A 13,086-nucleotide genomic window follows, 5' to 3' on the forward strand; every position below is an offset into this window, starting at 1 on the left:
GGGACGCGTTTCACCATGCGGTCCCGACGGGGCGTACCAGCCGATAGGCTGGCCGGTCGTGACGACGACCCGCCTGCCACTGTTTCCCCTCAATACCGTGCTGTTTCCCGGGCTGGTGTTGCCGCTCAACGTCTTCGAGGCCAGATACCGAGCGCTGCTGCGGGATCTCCTCGACCTGCCGGAGGGCGAGCCCAGGCCGTTTGGTGTGATCGCGATCAGGGACGGGCACGAGGTGGCGCCCAGCGCCCTGGGCCTGCCGGACGACGCCGAGCCGCCGGCCGGCGCCGGCGCCGGCTTCGCCGACGACCCGATGCGTTCCTTCTTCGAGGTGGGCTGCGTCGCCGACGCCTCCACCATCAGGGCCAGGCAGGTCCCCGGGGAGGCGGAGGACGCCACGGCCGCCGACGAGGAGGTGACCGGCTACGAGGTGCTGGCCACCGGCACCACCAGGTTCCGGCTGCTCTCGGTCGACGCCGGCGGCCCCTATCTGACCGGCGAGATCGAGCCGCTCGACGAGGACGCGGGCGAGGGCGCGGGAGCGCTGGCGTCGGGGGTGCTCCGCGCCTTCCGGAAGTACCAGAAGGCGCTGGCCGGCGCCAACGAGCGCACCCTGGCCCCGGCCCAGGAGCTGCCCGACGACCCGTCGGTGGTCTCCTATCTGGTGGCCGCGGCGACCATGCTGCACACCGCGGACAAGCAGCGCCTGCTCCAGGCCGCCGACACCGCGACCCGCCTCGCCGAGGAGCTGCGGCTGCTGCGGCAGGAGACGGCGCTGATCAGCAAGCTGCCCTCGGTGCCGGGCGCCGAGTACACGATCAGGCCGACCAGCCTCAACTGACCGGTGCCAGACGGCGGAGGGAGCGAGGGCGATGGCTCGGAAGGGCAGGGCGGGGGGCGCGGGCGGCACCCCGGCGACGGTGGCGGCGAGCCGCGCCGGCGTCCCGTTCACGGTGCACCGCTACGCGCACGATCCGGCGGCGCCCTCCTACGGCGCGGAGGCGGCCGAGGCGCTCGGCAGCGATCCGGCGCGGGTGTTGAAGACGCTGGTGGCCGAGGTGGACGGGGCCCTCACGGTGGCGCTGGTGCCCGTCTCGGCCTCGCTCTCGCTGAAGGCGCTGGCCGCGGCGGTCGGCGGCAAGCGGGCCGCCCTGGCGGATCCGGCGGTGGCCGAGCGCGGCACCGGCTATGTGCTCGGCGGCATCTCGCCGTTGGGCCAGCGCCGCCGGCTGCCCACGGTGTTGGACGCCTCGGCGGACGCGCATCCCACGGTGCTGGTCTCCGCCGGGCGCCGGGGTCTTGAGATCGAGCTGGCACCCGCGGACCTGGCGGCCCTCACGGCGGCCAGGGTGGCGTCCATCGCCCGCTGAGCCGTCGGCCCGCCGGGATCGGTCAGGAGCCGGCCGCCGGGCCCGCCGGGGTGTCCCAGCGCGGCGGTGTCTGGGCCGGTCGCGGCGCCGGGTCCCGGGGGCCGAAGCCGGCGACGCAGAGCAGATGGGTGAGGAGCGCGCCGAAGGGCAGCCCGAACAGCACGCTTCTGGCGCCGAGATCGAGGGGCGCGTCGAAGACCTCGTTCTGGGCCAGCTCGGCGACCCGGCCGGCGACATCGTCGGTGGGGCCGAGCCACATGCCCAGCTGCCACGCCAGCCAGGCGCCAACCCCGGCGCCCAGCGCGAGACCGAGCACGACGGCGACCCCGCCGCTTCGGCGCAGCAGGAAGGTGACCACCCCGGCGACCGCGCCCACGCCCAGGGCCAGCAGCAGGAAGACGCCGTCCGCCGCGATCGCCTGCTGTCCCTCGGAGTTGGCCAGCAGCACGTCCTGGCCGCGCAGGACCAGCGGGATCTTGGGCGCCCGCCAGGCCCACAGCGCGCCGAGCAGCACCCCGGTCACCAGCGCCACAGGGGCGGCGACCAGCAGCCCCGCACGTATCTCGCGCCCCCAGTCGGGGCCGGCGGCCGGCGGGTCGGCGGGCTGGGACCACGGGTCGTGGGCCGGCCGGGGCGAAGCGACGGAGCGGGGATCCGGTGCTGGCTGGGGAGAGTCCACCCCGTCATCCTGCCAGGTGCGGGCACCTGTTCGGCCGTGGGGACGACCGTTTGGCTGATCAGCTGATCGGGGCGGCTGGTCAGCGGGTCGCGGCACGCCGGTAGGCCCACGTGGCCAGGGCGAGCGTGACGACGCCGACGGCGGCGCAGACGCCGAGGTGGCCGATGATCAGCGCCGCGTCCGGGCGCGGCCCGAACATCTCGGCCAGCGCGTCCACGCCATAGCTGGACGGCAGCAACTCGCGCGTCCAACGCAGCGGTTCGGGCAGCCGGGCGGCCGGCAGCACGCCGAGGAGCAGCGCCGCCGACATGCCCAGCTGGCCGCAGAGGGTCGCCAGCTCGGGGCGGGGCGACAGCAGGCCGAGGGCCGCGCCGAGCCCGGCCAGCGCCGCCCCGGTGAGCGGTACCACGGCGATCAGCAGCCACAGGCCGCCCAGCGGCAGCTGGTAGAGCAGCGCGCCGGTGACGGCCGTCACCACCACCCCAGGCACCGTGAACGAGGCATAGGCGGCGGCGACCCCGAGCACCACGGAGCCGGCCGGCACCGGCAGGGTCGCGTAGTGGTCGAGCCCGGTGGCCCGCAGCTGGCCGAAGTACTGGGCGAGTTGGTTGAGCGCGACAAACGCGACCACCAGCACCGCCGAGCCGGCGACCACGGCCCTGGCCTCGTCCCCCGCTCCCCCGTCGACCACGCCGCGCATCAGGATCATGATCCCGATGGACTGGAAGGTGGCGACGAACAGCAGCGGCACCCGGGCCACCCGCGTCCGGGAGAGCTGCGCCCGGTAGACGGCGGCCAGCGACGGGAGGAAGCGGGCCGCCGGCGCGAGGGGGACTTCCCCAGGGACCTCGGTCATCGTCCGGTCACGCACCTGTTCGATCAGGGTCACTGTCGTACCAGCCCCTCGCCCCGGCCGCCGAGCGCCAGATAGACGTCCTCCAGGCTGGGCGTCGCGAGCGTGAAGTCGTCCAGGGCGGCGAACGCCTCGCCCTGGGTGACGGTGGCGACCACGGCCCTGGCCCGCTCGGGCGGCAGCCGCAGCGTCCAACGGCGGCCGGTGACCGTCGCCTCCGCGCGCAGCTCGGCGATCCGGGGCACGCCGAGGGGCGCTTCGCCGCGCCAGACGAGGTCGAGCCGCACCTGGACGTCGATCAGGGTCTTCAGACCGCTCGGGGTGTCGCAGGCGATCACCCGTCCCGCGTCCAGCACGGCGACCCGGTCCAGCACCGTCTCGGCCTCCAGCACGTTGTGGGTGACCAGCAGCACCGTGGTGCCCTGCTCGACGCGGCGGCGGTCGATCGCCGCCCAGACCGCGCGGCGGGCCATCGGGTCCATGTTGGTGGTCGGCTCGTCCAGCACCAGCAGCGGGCGGCTGCCGACCAGCGCGGCGGCCAGGCACGCCAGCCGGCGCTGACCGCCGGAGAGCCGCTTGAGCGGGCGGTCGGCCAGCTCGCCGAGGGAGAGCTCGTCCAGCACCGCGTCCCGTTCGGCGCACGCCGCCGACGCGCTCAGGCCGCGCAGCCTGGCCGTGGTCCCGACCGCGAGCGACACGGTCAACTCGTCGAGCGCGGTGGCCTCCTGCCCCAGGTAGGCCACCAGCCTGGCGGCCCGCTCGGGGTGCCGGACGAGGTCGTGGCCGAAGAGCGCGACGGAGCCGGCGTCGGGGCGCAGCAGCCCGGTGAGCAGCTTCACCAGGGTGGTCTTGCCGGCGCCGTTGGGGCCGAGCAGGCCGAAGATCTCGCCGCGCGCCACGCGCAGGGTGATGTCGTCGTTGGCGGGGCGGGCGGCCTCGGACGCGCCGCCACGGCGGCCGGAACGATACGTCTTGGTGAGGCCCCGCACCGTCACCGCGGCGCGCGGGGTCGCTGGGGAGTCCGGAGTGCGCGGTGCCATCGTGGTCTGGGGCCCGGCCCGGCCGATGGAGGAGGCCACGGCCACGAGACTACGTGGCGCCGACGAAGCGCGGAACGGCGGGCCCTGCCAGCGCCGGGCCGCCGGCGTCAGGACGGGGCGCGCTCGGCGCCGGTACGGCTGTCCACCTCGCGCCAGAAGCCGGCCCTGATGGCATATCTGTCCTGCTCGTCGATCTGGTCGTCCTTGTGGGCGAGCAGGCCGAACCTGGCGGCGTAGCGGAGCAGTTCGCCGTCGATCCGGTGGGGGATGCGCGGGTACTCGGTGGACAGCTGACGCAGCGGTGACTCGCCGGCGAGGCGCTCCGTCCAGCGGCGCGCGAAGACCTGGCCCACCTCGAACGGGTCCCCGCTGACGGCGGTGATGTCCTCCTCGCGGTCGGCCCAGCGCTGCTCGGCGCTGGTCAGCTGCGCGAGGGTGGGCAGCGCGGCCGTCTCCGCCGTCTCGTCCGACGGGCCGCGCTCCACCCAGCCGCGGTCCGAGGACCAGCGCAGCGTGGCGGTGGGCGGCGGCGGGACGGGGCGGCCCAGAGAGGCCAGATCCTTCGGGGTCGGCACCCCCTTGGCCGCCGGCGCCGTGGGCTCCTCCTCCTGGGACGGCTGGTAGGGCACCGAGGCGGTGACGGAGGAGGAGCCGTTGACCGGGACCGTGGGCGCGCTCGGCGCGGCGGGCATCGCCGGTGTGGCCGGCTGGTCGCAGGCGGCGGACGCGGAGTCGGCGCCCGTGGCCTTCTCCGGCAGCGGCGCGGAGAGGATGGCCGCGATATCGGGGCGCGCCATGCCGCCGGCGGACTGCGGCTCGCTGACCCGCACCGCCCGGGTGATCCAGGCGCGGTCCAGCACGCGGCGCTCGTCGGCCTCGGCGACCAGGTCCTCGGACTGGTTGTAGTCGCCGTCTGCGGCCTGCACGGCCCACAGATGGACGGCGACCCCGTGTTCCTTGGCCGACATCAGGCCGGGCAGCAGATCGCCGTCCCCGGTGATCAGCACGATGTCGGCGCAGGCGCGGTTGCGGGCCAGCTCCGTCAACTCGGCGTGCATGGCCGCGTCCACGCCCTTCTGCGCCCAGCGGCCGTCACTGCGGGTCAACGCGCCGAGCCTGACGGTGACTCGGGGCATCACCCGGAGCCTGCGGTGCTCCGGCTGCGGGACGCGGTCGGGGGCGCCGTCGAACCAGTAGATCCGCAGCAGGCTGCAACCGGTGTCCTCCTCGGCGCGGTCGCGAAGGCCCTGGATGAGTCTGGCGTGGTCCACGGTGATACGGGGACGCGCGGGCTCTCCGGCGAGCAGGCTGGCGGCGGCACCCAGCAGGTAGCCCGCATCAACCAGCACGACGCAGCGGTCCACGTGGCACCTTCCCTTCGCCGAGCGTTTCACTGAGTCTGCCCGACGAGCCGGCCGTTATCTGTCCTACGCGATCTTCGGCGTGGCAAACCGCGTTCCCATGATCGGAATGCGAACTATCGCGCCACATGTGAATCTGGTGACGGCGCCAACTTCCGTGGGGGAACACCCAGCCAGGAGGCGATCATGGCCAAGGAGAAGAAGCGCGACCGCTCGGACGAGTCCGGCCGTTCGGAGCGCCCCCGGGAGCCCGCCAGGGCCGAGGAGCCCACCGAGGAGTCCAGGGGCCGAAAGCGGGAGCGGAAGTTCGGTCACAACTGAGCAGAGCGCTCCCGGAGTCGTCGCCCCGGCCCGTGGGCCGGGGCGACGACGACATCACTCCTCGGCGCCGGGCAGGGGCGCGCAGGCTCCCTCCACAAAGGCGATGGCACCGAACTGGGGCTTGTCCACCAGCACCACGGTGTCGCCCGGCGACAGCCGGTAGACGGCGTCCCTGGGGAACTCCCGCCCCGGGCTCCGGGAATAGGCGGCGCTCGAACTGCCCGTGTGGGGCTCCTCGGGCTCCACGAGTATGGCCCCGCCCAGCGCCTCGCCGACCTGGATCATGTCCGCCTCCGTCCACGCCGACGTCTCGTCGTGACTGCCAAGCCAGGAGCGGAAGAACACGCCATCGGGGAACGGCCGGCACTGGTATCCGGCCGGCGGATCGTGCACCGGAGTGACCCCGGCCGCCGCCAACTCGGCGAGGAACGACTCGATTTCCTCGTCCCCGTCCGGCCAGTCGGAGAGCCGCACCTCTATGCCGCCCGCGCCGTCGGACGCCACCGCATAGGCGGGCGAGGCGCCGCCGCCAGGCAGCAGCACCAGGGCGGCGGCCACGGCGCCGGCCATGGCCAGCCCCCATCCCGCCCGGCGCACGCCGCGGGCCGGGCGCCGCGCCGGCTCCGGCTCGGCCCCTGCGGCGGCATGCTCGGCCGCGTGCGCGACCTCCCGCTTCAGCTCGGTCAACAGACGGTCCTCGAAGTTGCTCATGCCTCACTCCTCGCGAGCTGGACGCGGCGCGGCGGGACTTCCTCAGGGGGGCCGACCAGGGCCCGCAGCTTCCCCCTGGCCCGGTGCAGCCGGACCCTGGCGGCCACCTGACTGATGCCGAGCGCCTTGGCGGCCTCGGCGACGGAGAGCTGATCCACCGCGACCAGCTCCAGAACGGCACGCTCGCCTTCGGGCAACTCCACCATGGCGGCGAGCAGTCGGCGCCCCGGGCGCTCGGCGGCGAGCCGCTCCTCAAGGCGGGTGATGTCGTCGGGCTCCAGCAGCCGGCGCCCGGCGATCCGGTCCTTGAGCGCGTGCTGTCGGGCGACGCGGCGGCGCTCCGCCGAGGTGACGTTGCGCGCCACCCCGAAGAGCCAGGCGCGTTCGTCGCCCAGGCGCGGGCGGTAGGTGTGCCCCGAGTCGATGACCGCGAGGAAGACCTCGGCGGTCAGATCGGCGGCGGTGTGGGGATCCTCGACCCGGCGGGCGACGAACCGGCTCACCGCCTCCACATGGCGGCGGTAGAACTCCTCGAACAGCTTCGGGTCACGCGCGGCGGCCCTCGGGCCGCCGCGACTTCGGGTGACGATGCGCACGCGCGCTCTCCCGTCCTCGTCCTGCCTTACACCCACACTTGGGCGGCGAGGGGGAAAGCGTTACATGGAGTCACAGGGGCGCCGCGCAGCGAGGCGCCGGCCGACCCCCGCGAGGGCCCGCCGGCGCGTTCCCGCCGGCGCGTTCCCGCCGGCGCGTTCCCGTCGGCGCGTCCCCGCCGGCGAGGGGGGTCAGTTGCCGAAGGCGTGCCGTTCGTGCGCCGCCGCGAAGTACCGGGCGTCGGACACCTCGGACGCCACCCGCGCCACCGGGGGCCTGCCCTGGTGCACGATGTCCCCGGCCTCGTGCGTGCAGCGCAGGCGGTCCTCGTAGGTCGATCCGGGGAAGTACCGCTCCAGCGCGTGCACCGTCTCCTCCCCGGACGTGTGCGCCTCCCGCAACAGAAACACGGCTTTCTCGATCATCTGGGATTCCACAGCGCCCCACCTTTTCCACGGTTATCCCAAGAGTCGCCACGGAATCCCGTCGCCGGTCTCCGTGACTTCCTCTCTCCGCTTTCGAAGGTAGACCTCGAATGTTCCCGTATCGGTAAAGCCACCGCCATCTTCCACCCAACAGGTGAGTGGCATATTTGCCCGGCGGGCGGGGCTCAGCCCGCCAGGCAGGAGGGTCCGAGCAGCGCCTTCAGATCGCCGAAGAGCGCGGGATCGGCCTGCACCCGGTGCCGGTCGAGGCGGAGGACCGTGGTGGTGCGGCTGCCCTGGAGCTTGACGCGCACCTCGGTCGCGCCCCGGTGCTGGCCGAGCACCTCGCCGAGCCGCTCCACCAGCGGCGGGGTGACCTTGACGGTGGGGATGGTGATGGTGACAGGCGCGTTGGCCGACGCCTCGCTCAGGTCGGGGACCATCAGCTCCATGGCCACCAGCCTCGGCACGTCCTCGCGCTTGTCGAGACGCCCCTTGACGAACACCACCACGTCCTCGACGAGCTGGGTGGAGACCAGCTGGTAGGAGGCGGGGAAGAACATGCAGTCGATGGATCCGGCCAGGTCCTCGACGGTGGCGATGGCCCAGGCGTTCCCCTGCTTGGTCATCTTGCGCTGAAGCCCCGAGATGATGCCGCCAATGGTCACGATCGAGCCATCCGAGTAATCCCCGCCGGTGAGCGCGGAGATGGCGGCATCGGCTTTTTCGTCCAGAACGTGCTCAATACCGAACAACGGGTGATCGGAAACATAAAGACCGAGCATTTCTCGTTCCTGGGCCAGCAGATAGGTCTTCTCCCATTCCTCCTCGGAGAAGACCACGTCCATGCCGAACCCCGGCCCGTCCCGCTGCTCCTCGGCGTCGCCCATGCCACCGAAGAGGTCGAACTGCCCCTCGGCCTCCTTGCGCTTGACCTGCACCACGTTGTCGATCATCGACTCGAAGTGCTGGGTGAGCCCCTTGCGGGTGTGCTGGAGCGCGTCGAAGGCGCCCGCCTTGATCAGCGACTCCACCGTCCGCTTGTTGCAGACCACCGCCTCGACCTTGTCCAGGAAGTCCGGAAAGGAGCTGTACTTTCCCTTGCCCTTCCGGGTGGCGACCACGGAGTCCACCACGTTCTGCCCGACGTTGCGCACGGCGGTGAGGCCGAAGACGATCACGTCGTCCCCGCGCGGGGTGAAGTGCGCCTCGGACTCGTTGACGTCGGGCGGCAGCACCCGGATGCCCATCCGGCGGCACTCGTTGAGGTAGACGGCGGACTTGTCCTTGTCGTCCCGCACCGAGGTGAGCACGGCCGCCATGTACTCGGCCGGATAGTTCGCCTTGAGATAGGCCGTCCAGTACGTGACCAGGCCGTACGCCGAGGAGTGCGCCTTGTTGAACGCGTAGCCGGAGAACGGCACCAGCACGTCCCAGACGGCCTGGATCGCCTCGTCGGAGTAGCCGTTCTCCCGCATACCGCTCTGGAAGGGGACGAACTCCTTGTCGAGGATCTCCTTCTTCTTCTTGCCCATGGCCCGGCGGAGCAGGTCCGCCTGTCCGAGCGAGTAGCCGGCGAGCACCTGGGCGGCCTTCTGCACCTGCTCCTGGTAGACGATCAGGCCGTAGGTGATGTCGAGCACCTCGCGCAGCGGCTCCTCCAGCTCCTTGTGGATCGGGGTGCTCTCCTGCTGGCCGTTCTTGCGCAGCGCGTAGTTGATATGCGAGTTCATGCCCATCGGCCCCGGGCGGTACAGGGCGCCGACGGCGGAGATGTCCTCGAAGTTGGTCGGCTTCATCATGCGCAGCAGCGACCGCATGGGGCCGCCGTCGAACTGGAAGACGCCCAGGGTGTCGCCCCTGCCCAGGAGTTCGAAGGTCTTGGGGTCGTCCAGCGTCATGTCGAGGAGCTTGATCTCGACGCCCTTGTTCTGCTTGATGAGCTTGACCGCGTCATCCATGATCGTCAGGTTGCGCAGGCCGAGGAAGTCCATCTTCAGCAGGCCGAGGGACTCACAGGTGGGATAGTCCCACTGCGTGACGACCACACCGTCGTTCTTCGGCGCGAACAGCGGGACATGGTCCACCAGCCGCTCGCTGGACATGATCACGCCGGCGGCGTGCATGCCCATCTGCCGGACCAGGCCCTCCAGGCCCTTGGCGGTGTCGATCACCTTCTTGACGTCCGGCTCGTTCTCGTACATCGACCTGACCTCGCCCGCCTCGCTGTAGCGGGGGTGGTCCTTGTCGGTGATGCCGGAGAGCGGGATGCCCTTGCCCAGCACGTCGGCCGGCATCGCCTTGGTGATCCGGTCGCCCATCGCGTACGGGTAGCCGAGCACCCGGGAGGCGTCCTTGATGGCCGCCTTCGCCTTGATGGTGCCGTAGGTGCCGATCATCGAGACCTTGTCGGCCCCGTACTTGTCGGTGACGTAGCGGATCACCTCACCGCGCCGACGCTCGTCGAAGTCGATGTCGACGTCGGGCATCGAGACGCGCTCGGGGTTGAGGAACCGCTCGAAGATCAGGCCGTGTTCGATGGGGTCGAGGTCGGTGATGCCCATGGCGTAGGAGACCAGCGAGCCGGCCGCCGACCCCCGGCCGGGGCCCACCGCGATGCCCTGCTCCTTGGCCCACATGATGAAGTCGGCGACCACCAGGAAGTACCCGGGGAACCCCATCTGGATGATGACGCCCATCTCGTACTCGGCCTGCCGCTGCCGGTCCTCCGGCACCCCGCCCGGGTAGCGGCGGGCCATGCCGCGCTTGACCTCCTCCTGGAACCAGGTGACCTCGGTGTAGCCCTCGGGCACATCGAACTTGGGCATCAGGTCGCGGGACTCGAACCAACCGCTGATGTCGACCTGTTCGGCGACCAGCCGGGTGTTGGCGCAGCCCTCCTGCCAGGCGTCGGAGGAGTCGATCGCATACATCTCGGCGGGCGACTTCAGGAAGTAACCGGACCCGTCGAAGCGGAAACGATCAGGATCGGAGAGGTTCTTGCCGGTCTGGACGCAGAGCAGCGCGTCGTGCGCGTCCGACTCATGGGCGTACGTGTAGTGCGAGTCGTTGGTGACCAGGGGCGGGATGCCCACCTCCCGGCCGATCCGCAGCAGGTCCTCGCGCACCCGGCTCTCGATCGACAGGCCGTGGTCCATCAGTTCGAGGAAGTACCGGTCCTTGCCGAAGATCTCCTGGTACTCGCCCGCGGCCTTGCGCGCCTCCTCGTACTGGCCCAGCCGGAGCCGGGTCTGCAACTCGCCCGACGGGCAGCCCGTGGAGGCGATCAGCCCCTCCGAGTGCTGCGAGATCGTCTCCCGGTCCATCCGGGGCCACTTCACGAAGTAGCCCTCGGTGTAGGCGTCCGAGGAGAGCCGGAAGAGGTTGTGCAGCCCGGTGCTGTTGGCCGCCCAGATGGTCTTGTGGGTGTAACCGCCGGAGCCGGAGACGTCGTCCCGCTTCTGGTGTGGCTGGCCCCACTGCACCCGGCGCTTGTGCCGCCGCGACTCCGGCGCCACATAGGCCTCGATGCCGATGATCGGCGTGATGTCGGCGGCCCTCGCCTGCTGGAAGAAGTCGTAGGCGCCGTGCAGGTTGCCGTGGTCGGTCACGGCGATATGCGACATGCCCATCTCCTGGCAGGCCCGGAACATGTCCTTGAGCCGCGCCGCACCGTCCAGCAGCGAGTACTGGGTGTGAACGTGCAGGTGGGTGAAGGGCTGGGTCACTCCACGGGCCTTCCGCAGCAGGGGCAGGGTCGAAGGGGCGGACCGCCCACGAAAGGGGCGCGCGCCAGAACACCGACCCTACCTCTGGTCCCACGGCTTGACCGCGTCCTCCCCCGCTCCAACCGTCCGGGCGTTTCCGCAGGTCACAGTGGGTGCATCGGGTAACTCCCGAGGTCAGCCGAGGTCCGCGGACCCCGACGGAAACCGGCCGGAACCCACCGCCGACCACCCACGGCCACCGGGCCTCCACGTTCCGGATCGATACCGGCCCGTACCCTCTCCCGGCCGCTCATGGCACACTCGGCTCGATGGGCGACTCCACTTCCGGTATACGCGTGCTGCGCGCGGCGATCTTCGCCGCGCTCTGCGTCACGCTCTCCACCGGTGCCCATGTCCTGCTCTCCGGCCAACCGCTGCCGACCCCGGCCGTGATCATGGTCACGTTGGGCGTGTTCATCCTCGCCCTGACCCTCGCCGGCGAGCGGGAGCGCGGCTTCGCCGCCATCGCGGCGCTGCTGATCCCGCTCCAGCTGGCGGCCGACGCCGTCTTCACCGTCGGCCAGAACGCCTGCTACGGCCTGGGCCAGGGACAGCCCGTCGGTCCGCTGCGGCTCTTCGGCGTCGATCTGGTCTGTGCCGGAGGCGACTTCGGCACCCCGCTGGCCCGGCTGGTCGCCGGCCAGGAGCCGCTGGCCGAGCCCGCCGGCCACGCCGCCGGTCCCTGGCTGCTGCTGGCCGCGCATATCGCCGTCGGCCTGATCGCCGCCGGCTGGCTGCGCGGCGGCGAGCGCGCGGTGGCCAGGCTGCTGCGCGCGGCCGGCGCCGCCACCTTCCGGCCCCTGCTGATCGCCGTCGCCGCACACCGGGTGACCGTGGACGAGCCGGCGGCCCCCGCGGCCGTCCGCCGTCAGCCGGCCCGGCCGACCACGCCGACGCTGACCCACTCGGTGCTCCGCCGGGGGCCGCCGGTCCCGGCCACCGGCCTGTCCTGAGCGGACCGGCCCCGCCCGTCCAGTCGGCACCCCCGTGGGAACAGCCGGACCCGGCCCCCACCCAGACACGGAGATCAACACCCCATGAGCAAGCGCAACTCCCAAGAGGCCAAGCGCGCCGCGCGTGAGCGGCTCCTCGCCGAGCGTCAGAAGCAGAAGAGGAAGGACAAGGTCCGTCGGCAACTAACCGTCGGCGGCTCGGTGGTGGCCATTCTGGCGATAGCCGCCGGCATAGGCGTGGCCGTCGCCAACATGGACAGCAGCAGCGGCGAGGACTCGACCGACTGGGGCGCGGTCCGCGGCCAGCTGGACGACGGCGAGCCGGGTGAGGTCGAGTACGCGACCGACGCGCCCGCCAACGCCAGCGGCGAGGACGGCCTCACCGTGCTGATCGGCGACCCGGACGCGGTCAACACCATCACCCTCTACGAGGACCCCCGCTGCCCGTCCTGCGCCAACTTCGAGCAGGGCGTGGGCGAAACGATCCACCAGGACGTCGAGGAGGGCCTCTACAACGTCGAGTTCGTCTTCGGCACCTTCCTGGACGACCGCCTCGGCGGCAGTGGCTCGCGCAACGCGGTGGCCGCCCTCGGCGCCGCGCTCGACGTGAGCCCCGAGGCCTTCCAGGGCCTCCACCAGCAGCTGTACACGGTGGAGAACCACCCGACGGAGCAGACCGACGAGTTCGGCGACGACGCCAGGCTGATCGAGCTGGCGCAGAACGTCCCCGAGCTGGAGGGCAACGCCGACTTCGAGGCGGCCGTCAACGACAGCACCTTCGCCGCCTGGGCGCTCCAGATGTCGGACAAGTTCCAGGCCGACCCGGACGTCGAGGGCACCCCGACCGTCAAGGTCAACGGCACCGTCGTCGAGGCCCCCCGCACCCCCGAGGCGTGGGACGCGATGCTCCAGACCACGCTGACCGACGGCGGCGAGGCCGAAGCGGACGCCGACGCCGACGCCGACGCGGACGCGGACGCCGAGGAGGAGACCGAGTAGTCGGACCCACCGGGAC

At 71.9% G+C, this 13,086-nt stretch carries 13 protein-coding genes; 5 read left to right on the forward strand and 8 right to left on the reverse strand.

Going from position 1 to position 13,086, the window contains the following annotated elements; all coding sequences use genetic code 11:
• Positions 1 to 58: 58 nt before the first annotated feature.
• Together K4G22_RS05115 and ybaK are read left to right on the forward strand one after the other, a co-directional pair.
• Entirely contained in the window at positions 59 to 838 is a 780-nt protein-coding gene (locus K4G22_RS05115) for an LON peptidase substrate-binding domain-containing protein (protein WP_228078473.1), read from the forward strand.
• Positions 839 to 869: 31 nt separating this feature from the next.
• The gene (gene ybaK / locus K4G22_RS05120) at positions 870 to 1,367 is read left to right on the forward strand and encodes a Cys-tRNA(Pro) deacylase (RefSeq protein ID WP_228078474.1); all 498 of its coding nucleotides are present in this window, start codon (positions 870 to 872) and stop codon (positions 1,365 to 1,367) included.
• A 22-nt stretch (positions 1,368 to 1,389) separates the two neighbouring features.
• Here ybaK and K4G22_RS05125 read toward each other — a convergent pair whose 3' ends face one another.
• From K4G22_RS05125 to K4G22_RS05140, 4 genes are all read right to left on the reverse strand, one after another.
• Positions 1,390 to 2,046 (reverse strand): DUF2567 domain-containing protein, encoded by a 657-nt coding sequence (locus K4G22_RS05125; RefSeq protein WP_228078475.1) that lies wholly within the window; start codon positions 2,044 to 2,046, stop codon positions 1,390 to 1,392.
• 79 nt (positions 2,047 to 2,125) lie between these two features.
• Positions 2,126 to 2,902 carry an ABC transporter permease gene (locus K4G22_RS05130; RefSeq protein WP_228078476.1) on the reverse strand — a complete coding sequence of 259 codons (777 nt, stop codon included), beginning with the start codon at positions 2,900 to 2,902 and terminating at the stop codon, positions 2,126 to 2,128.
• A gap of 29 nt (positions 2,903 to 2,931) precedes the next feature.
• The gene (locus K4G22_RS05135; protein ID WP_228083953.1) at positions 2,932 to 3,939 is read right to left on the reverse strand and encodes an ABC transporter ATP-binding protein; all 1,008 of its coding nucleotides are present in this window, start codon (positions 3,937 to 3,939) and stop codon (positions 2,932 to 2,934) included.
• A 107-nt stretch (positions 3,940 to 4,046) separates the two neighbouring features.
• Positions 4,047 to 5,303: an NYN domain-containing protein gene (locus tag K4G22_RS05140; RefSeq protein ID WP_228078477.1), complete on the reverse strand. Its 1,257-nt coding sequence runs from the start codon at positions 5,301 to 5,303 to the stop codon at positions 4,047 to 4,049.
• A gap of 183 nt (positions 5,304 to 5,486) precedes the next feature.
• Here K4G22_RS05140 and K4G22_RS31615 point away from each other — a divergent pair, with 183 nt between their 5' ends.
• Complete coding sequence (locus K4G22_RS31615; RefSeq protein WP_265590213.1) at positions 5,487 to 5,621, forward strand: hypothetical protein; 135 nt, start codon at positions 5,487 to 5,489, stop codon at positions 5,619 to 5,621.
• A gap of 54 nt (positions 5,622 to 5,675) precedes the next feature.
• Here K4G22_RS31615 and K4G22_RS05145 read toward each other — a convergent pair whose 3' ends face one another.
• The 4 genes from K4G22_RS05145 to dnaE form a co-directional block, all read right to left on the reverse strand.
• Entirely contained in the window at positions 5,676 to 6,332 is a 657-nt protein-coding gene (locus tag K4G22_RS05145; protein ID WP_228078478.1) for a hypothetical protein, read from the reverse strand.
• A complete protein-coding gene (locus tag K4G22_RS05150; RefSeq protein ID WP_228078479.1) occupies positions 6,329 to 6,928 on the reverse strand; it encodes an RNA polymerase sigma factor in 600 nt (199 codons plus the stop codon). Before K4G22_RS05150 ends, K4G22_RS05145 begins: the two co-directional genes overlap by 4 nt.
• A 189-nt stretch (positions 6,929 to 7,117) precedes the next feature.
• Complete coding sequence (locus tag K4G22_RS05155) at positions 7,118 to 7,351, reverse strand: hypothetical protein (RefSeq protein ID WP_228078480.1); 234 nt, start codon at positions 7,349 to 7,351, stop codon at positions 7,118 to 7,120.
• Between the two features lie 185 nt (positions 7,352 to 7,536).
• Positions 7,537 to 11,079: a DNA polymerase III subunit alpha gene (dnaE, locus tag K4G22_RS05160; RefSeq protein ID WP_228078481.1), complete on the reverse strand. Its 3,543-nt coding sequence runs from the start codon at positions 11,077 to 11,079 to the stop codon at positions 7,537 to 7,539.
• A gap of 308 nt (positions 11,080 to 11,387) precedes the next feature.
• On the opposite strand from dnaE, the gene K4G22_RS05165 reads away from it, so the two are divergent.
• Positions 11,388 to 12,071 carry a hypothetical protein gene (locus K4G22_RS05165; RefSeq protein WP_228078482.1) on the forward strand — a complete coding sequence of 228 codons (684 nt, stop codon included), beginning with the start codon at positions 11,388 to 11,390 and terminating at the stop codon, positions 12,069 to 12,071.
• 84 nt (positions 12,072 to 12,155) lie between these two features.
• Entirely contained in the window at positions 12,156 to 13,070 is a 915-nt protein-coding gene (locus tag K4G22_RS05170; RefSeq protein WP_228078483.1) for a thioredoxin domain-containing protein, read from the forward strand.
• Positions 13,071 to 13,086: the final 16 nt, after the last annotated feature.

Source organism: Streptomyces profundus, from assembly GCF_020740535.1.
GTDB classification, from domain to species: Bacteria; Actinomycetota; Actinomycetes; order Streptomycetales; family Streptomycetaceae; genus Streptomyces; species Streptomyces profundus.

Excerpts from the sequence above, each read along its gene's own strand:
- K4G22_RS31615 (WP_265590213.1), top strand. The coding sequence starts at position 5,487 with ATGGCCAAGGAGAAGAAGCGCGACCGCTCGGACGAGTCCGGCCGTTCG.
- K4G22_RS05145 (WP_228078478.1), bottom strand. The coding sequence starts at position 6,332 with ATGAGCAACTTCGAGGACCGTCTGTTGACCGAGCTGAAGCGGGAGGTC.
- K4G22_RS05130 (WP_228078476.1), bottom strand. The coding sequence starts at position 2,902 with ATGACCGAGGTCCCTGGGGAAGTCCCCCTCGCGCCGGCGGCCCGCTTC.
- K4G22_RS05135 (WP_228083953.1), bottom strand. The coding sequence starts at position 3,939 with ATGGCACCGCGCACTCCGGACTCCCCAGCGACCCCGCGCGCCGCGGTG.
- K4G22_RS05155 (WP_228078480.1), bottom strand. The coding sequence starts at position 7,351 with ATGATCGAGAAAGCCGTGTTTCTGTTGCGGGAGGCGCACACGTCCGGG.
- ybaK (WP_228078474.1), top strand. The coding sequence starts at position 870 with ATGGCTCGGAAGGGCAGGGCGGGGGGCGCGGGCGGCACCCCGGCGACG.
- K4G22_RS05165 (WP_228078482.1), top strand. The coding sequence starts at position 11,388 with ATGGGCGACTCCACTTCCGGTATACGCGTGCTGCGCGCGGCGATCTTC.
- K4G22_RS05170 (WP_228078483.1), top strand. The coding sequence starts at position 12,156 with ATGAGCAAGCGCAACTCCCAAGAGGCCAAGCGCGCCGCGCGTGAGCGG.